The 3992-nt window shown below is 64.4% G+C and carries 9 protein-coding genes; 2 read left to right on the forward strand and 7 right to left on the reverse strand.

Going from position 1 to position 3992, the window contains the following annotated elements:
• Window positions 1-231: (2Fe-2S)-binding protein (locus AC16JP_RS12295; protein WP_484340906.1), on the forward strand; the 231-nt coding region annotated here is incomplete at its 5' end.
• Window positions 232-266: 35 nt separating this feature from the next.
• Here the strand turns inward: AC16JP_RS12295 and AC16JP_RS12300 are convergent.
• Genes AC16JP_RS12300 through AC16JP_RS12325 form a run of 6 tightly spaced genes read right to left on the reverse strand, consistent with a single transcriptional unit; the run spans window position 267 to window position 3457 of the window.
• Window positions 267-1196: a bifunctional riboflavin kinase/FAD synthetase gene (locus AC16JP_RS12300; RefSeq protein WP_484340907.1), complete on the reverse strand. Its 930-nt coding sequence runs from the start codon at window positions 1194-1196 to the stop codon at window positions 267-269.
• A 9-nt stretch (window positions 1197-1205) separates the two neighbouring features.
• Complete coding sequence (locus tag AC16JP_RS12305; protein ID WP_484340908.1) at window positions 1206-1730, reverse strand: dihydrofolate reductase; 525 nt, start codon at window positions 1728-1730, stop codon at window positions 1206-1208.
• The gene (locus AC16JP_RS12310; RefSeq protein ID WP_484340909.1) at window positions 1727-2503 is read right to left on the reverse strand and encodes a hypothetical protein; all 777 of its coding nucleotides are present in this window, start codon (window positions 2501-2503) and stop codon (window positions 1727-1729) included. The genes AC16JP_RS12305 and AC16JP_RS12310 overlap by 4 nt, the downstream gene beginning before the upstream one ends.
• Window positions 2504-2513: 10 nt before the next feature.
• Entirely contained in the window at window positions 2514-2840 is a 327-nt protein-coding gene (gene grxD / locus AC16JP_RS12315; protein ID WP_484340910.1) for a Grx4 family monothiol glutaredoxin, read from the reverse strand.
• Window positions 2841-2895: 55 nt separating this feature from the next.
• Complete coding sequence (locus tag AC16JP_RS12320) at window positions 2896-3129, reverse strand: BolA/IbaG family iron-sulfur metabolism protein (protein ID WP_484340911.1); 234 nt, start codon at window positions 3127-3129, stop codon at window positions 2896-2898.
• Window position 3130: 1 nt separating this feature from the next.
• Complete coding sequence (locus AC16JP_RS12325; protein ID WP_484340912.1) at window positions 3131-3457, reverse strand: DUF1476 domain-containing protein; 327 nt, start codon at window positions 3455-3457, stop codon at window positions 3131-3133.
• Between the two features lie 140 nt (window positions 3458-3597).
• Between AC16JP_RS12325 and AC16JP_RS12330 the strand changes: the two genes are divergently transcribed.
• A complete protein-coding gene (locus AC16JP_RS12330; RefSeq protein ID WP_484340913.1) occupies window positions 3598-3774 on the forward strand; it encodes a YegP family protein in 177 nt (58 codons plus the stop codon).
• Between the two features lie 21 nt (window positions 3775-3795).
• Here the strand turns inward: AC16JP_RS12330 and AC16JP_RS12335 are convergent.
• A partial coding sequence (locus AC16JP_RS12335; protein ID WP_484340914.1) for a hypothetical protein occupies window positions 3796-3992 on the reverse strand: 197 nt, incomplete at its 5' end.

Below are 3992 nucleotides of genomic sequence, written 5' to 3' on the forward strand. Positions count from 1 at the left end.
CCCGCAGAAACCGCAGCGGATTTCACGATCTGCCGCAACGCAAAGGCCGCTCAGATGATCGTTTGCTCGTGCAATGCCCTGCGTGAAGCCCAGGTCCGCGAAATCGCGCGCGACGGCGTCAGCGGCGCGCTCGAAGCGTATCAGCGCCTTGGTTGTCGGCCGCAGTGCGGGCAATGCATGCCCTATGCACGGGAAATCGTCCGCGAAGAATCCAGTCGCGTCAGCAGCTAAGCGGCTTTTGGTGGTGCACTGCCGTTGAAATCGGCTCAGCTGCCTGACAGCAGGGCGCGGGCTTTTTCGGCGTCGCTCGCGATCTGCTCGCGCAGTTCCTCAAGCGATCCGAAGCGCAATTCCGGCCGCAGCCAGTGCGCCAGTTCCACTTCGATCTCGGCGCCATAAAGATCACCCGACCAGTCGAAGATCCAGGTTTCCAGCAATTCCTTCGGCGGTTCGAACATCGGACGGACGCCAAGATTGGCAACGCCCGTGGCCATTGAGCCATCAGGCAGCCGCACCCGCACGGCGTAAACACCATAGCGCGGGCGGACATAGGAACCGAGGTCCTGGTTGGCGGTAGGGATGCCGATCGTACGGCCGCGCTTGTCGCCGTGGATGACGGCCGCGCGCAGGGCAAACGGCCTCGTCAGCAACCGCGCCGCCTCGTCCACCTTGCCCTCGCGCAGCGCCGCACGGATGCGTGTCGATGAAACGACCGCGCCATCACTCTCGACCGGATGCACGGCATGTGCCGAAAAGCCGTGCACCGCGCCAAGCTCGCGCAGGCTTGCGACCGTGCCGGATCGCCCCTTGCCGAAGGTGAAATCTTCGCCCGTTGTCACATGGGCGACGCCCAGCCTGCCTGCCAGCCAGTCGCGGCAGAACGCTTCGGCCGACATCGCAGCCAGTTCCGCATTGAACGGAATGACCGTGATCGCATCGACGCCCAGGCCGGAAAGCAGTTCCAGCTTCTGGGCTTTGGTGGTCAGTGCGAACGGCGGCAGATCGGGCCGGAAGAACCGTGCGGGGTGCGGATCGAAGGTCGCCACAAGGGCCGGTCGCCCTTCGGCGCGGGCTGCCGCGATCGCCGCCCCGATGACGGCCTGATGCCCCAGATGTACGCCATCGAAATTACCAAGCGCCGCCGCCCCGCCGCGAAGGCCGGCCGGAAGCGCCACATCTCCCTCGGTGATGATCATGTGCGCCCGTTAGCCGCTACGACGCTGATAGCTCAAGAAGCTGTGTGCAGGTGCGTCGCCGACGACCGGGTGATCTTCGCGCGCAACTTCACGCCATTCAGCAGGATCGGGGGCATCGAACCAGGTGTCGCCACGCGGCGACAGATGGATACGCGTCAGTTCGATGCGTGCGGCAAGCGGGCGCACCAGCGCGAATATCTCTGCGCCGCCGATCACCATGATCGCGCCGGAAGCAGCAAACGGGCCGCCCGATGCGGCCTCGATGGCGGCATCGATGCTGTCTGCCACCGTTACCTCGGGCGCAGACCAGCCGGGGGTGCGGGTCAGCACGATGTTGTGGCGGCCGGGCAGCGGCTTGCCGATCGAATCATATGTCTTGCGGCCCATCACGACCGGGTGCCCGGTGGTGATCCGCCGGAAGCGCCTGAGGTCGGCCGACAGATGCCACGGCATCGCGCCATCCAGCCCGATGACACCGTTGTCGGCGGCAGCCACCACCAGCACCACGCCGAGCGATTCAGGATCGCCGGTCATAGTCCGAGCCGCCGGCACTGCCGCACCGCAACCAGCAGGCTCGCGTGAAAGCAGGTCGAGACGAGGGCGATTGCCCCTACGATCGCATTGCTGCCAACCTCGAACACCCAGCGGCCCAGACCCCAGCCGCCGCTGGCGCCCGGCACAGCCGCCTTACCGCCGATCACGCCGGTCGCGGCGCCCACCGAAACCATGCCAAGATACAGCGCCAGCACGCCCAGCAGCAGAATGGCAAGGCAGCCGAAAATACGCAGCGCCCGCCCCTCGCTCATACGCCAACTGTTGGTCAGCGCCTCGACAGGATCGTCGGTGCCGGTGGCAAAGATCGGCATGGCGACAGCAAGCCGCGCCATCAGCCAAAGCCCCGGAATGATGAACAACAGGCCGCCAAGCACAACCGCGATCCCCTGTATCGTGACAAGGGCGAGCGCCGGCAGCAGCAGCCGCGCGGATCGCGCGATCACCTGCTTCAGAATCAGGCCGCCGGTTCCATCCTTCACCGCGATGAACGCAACCGACACCTGCCCGACCAGAGTCGCCAGCAGTGCGACAGCCCCCACGAACAGCACAGGGAAAGACTGTGCGAGGTCCTGTGTTTTGGCAGGCGCGTGGGCGGGCGCCACGTAGCTGATCAGAAGCTGCGGCAGGAAGAAGAACGCGGCCGCAAGCGGCCACAGCACGGCGCCATTGCCGCGCAACACAGCCAGTGTCCGCGCCCACACGGGGCCGAAAGTCAGCGGATGGATGGCCGATTCCGGCCCGGAACCGGCCATGTGGCGGGTGTCAGCCCGCTTGCGCGCCGGCGTCGGCCATCAGTGCCTGCAATTCACCGGCTTCGAACATTTCCATCATGATGTCGGCGCCGCCGACGAATTCGCCGTTCACATAGAGCTGCGGAATGGTCGGCCAATCCGAAAATTCCTTGATGCCCTGACGGACTTCGGCATCCTCGAGCACGTTGACCGAGTGGAACGGGACATCGAGATGTTCGAGGATCGCGACAGCCCGACCGGAAAAGCCGCACTGCGGAAAATCCTGATTTCCCTTCATGAACAGAACAACCGGATGGCCCTTGATGATGGCCTCGATCTTCTGGTGCGTGGCGTCCATTTTCATTCTCCGCAAATATGCCGTTCAGGCCGCAGCCGATCCTGGTGCAGCCGAATCAGGCCGTAATCGATGTCGTAAGTTGAAGGGCGTGCAGCCGCCCGCCGACCTGACCGCCCAACGCAGAATAGACGATCTGGTGCTGTTTCACCCGGCTCATCCCGGCAAAGCTGGGCGAGATCACATGAGCAGCCCAGTGATCGTCGTCTCCGGCAAGGTCGGTCAGGGTGACGGTGGCATCCGGCAGGGCGGCACGAATCGCCGCCTCGATTTCGTGGCGGGGCATGGGCATGTCAGGCGTCCTTGATGATCTGCGAGCGAGCCTGCGCCTTGAACTTCGAGAGCATTTCGCGGATCTCGATTTCGCTGGTGTCGACCCCGCCCTTCAGCAGATCGCCGATCAGCTTGCGAAGGATGTCCTCGTCGCCGTTTTCTTCGAATTCGGCCTGCACGACGGATTTCGCATAGGCCTCGGATTCGGCTTCGGTCAGCCCAAGCCTCGTGGCAACCCATTGACCGATCAGGCGATTGCGCCGCGCAGTCACGCGAAACTCAACCTCGGCCTCGTGGGCGAACTTTGCCTCGAAACCCTTTTCCCGATCGTCGAACAGGTTGCTCATCTGAAACTCCTGGGCAAAGGCAACCGCGCCGACGCCACTCCCCGAGATAGGCGCGACGCCGAATCCTTGCAACCGGGGGCTTGCGAACACGCCAATTGGCTGCAACCCTGCATGCCTCATCCGAGACGAGAGGGAGGCTCATGGCTACCAAGTTCGAACTCTACAAGGACAAGGCTGGCGAGTATCGCTGGCGGCTCAAGCACTCGAACGGCAACGTGATCGCCACCGCGTCCGAGGGCTATTCGTCGAAGGCATCGGCCCTGAAGGGGATCGAAAGCGTCAAGGCCAGCGCGGATTCCCCGGTCGAGGAAGTCTGACCTCAGGCTACCCGATATACTTCACTCTACTCTGGCCGGCCCGGTTCGAACCGACAACTGGGCCGCCAGATCCTCCAGCGCCGACCGCAATCCTTCGTCCGCGATGCCGGCCAGTGATGGCGTCTGCCCCGCAGCCCCGGCTGCCTGTGCATCGACGGGGGCCGGTGGCGCGCGTTGTGCTGGCGGGCGCGGCACTTCACCCTGCACAAGTTTCAACC

It is taken from the genome of Sandaracinobacteroides sp. (genome assembly GCF_057137845.1).

What these genes read in the sequence shown, in the direction of transcription:
- AC16JP_RS12300 (WP_484340907.1), bottom strand. Translation starts at nt 1,196, where the DNA reads ATGATCATCACCGAGGGAGATGTGGCGCTTCCGGCCGGCCTTCGCGGC.
- AC16JP_RS12305 (WP_484340908.1), bottom strand. Translation starts at nt 1,730, where the DNA reads ATGACCGGCGATCCTGAATCGCTCGGCGTGGTGCTGGTGGTGGCTGCC.
- AC16JP_RS12310 (WP_484340909.1), bottom strand. Translation starts at nt 2,503, where the DNA reads ATGGCCGGTTCCGGGCCGGAATCGGCCATCCATCCGCTGACTTTCGGC.
- grxD (WP_484340910.1), bottom strand. Translation starts at nt 2,840, where the DNA reads ATGGACGCCACGCACCAGAAGATCGAGGCCATCATCAAGGGCCATCCG.
- AC16JP_RS12320 (WP_484340911.1), bottom strand. Translation starts at nt 3,129, where the DNA reads ATGCCCATGCCCCGCCACGAAATCGAGGCGGCGATTCGTGCCGCCCTG.
- AC16JP_RS12325 (WP_484340912.1), bottom strand. Translation starts at nt 3,457, where the DNA reads ATGAGCAACCTGTTCGACGATCGGGAAAAGGGTTTCGAGGCAAAGTTC.
- AC16JP_RS12330 (WP_484340913.1), top strand. Translation starts at nt 3,598, where the DNA reads ATGGCTACCAAGTTCGAACTCTACAAGGACAAGGCTGGCGAGTATCGC.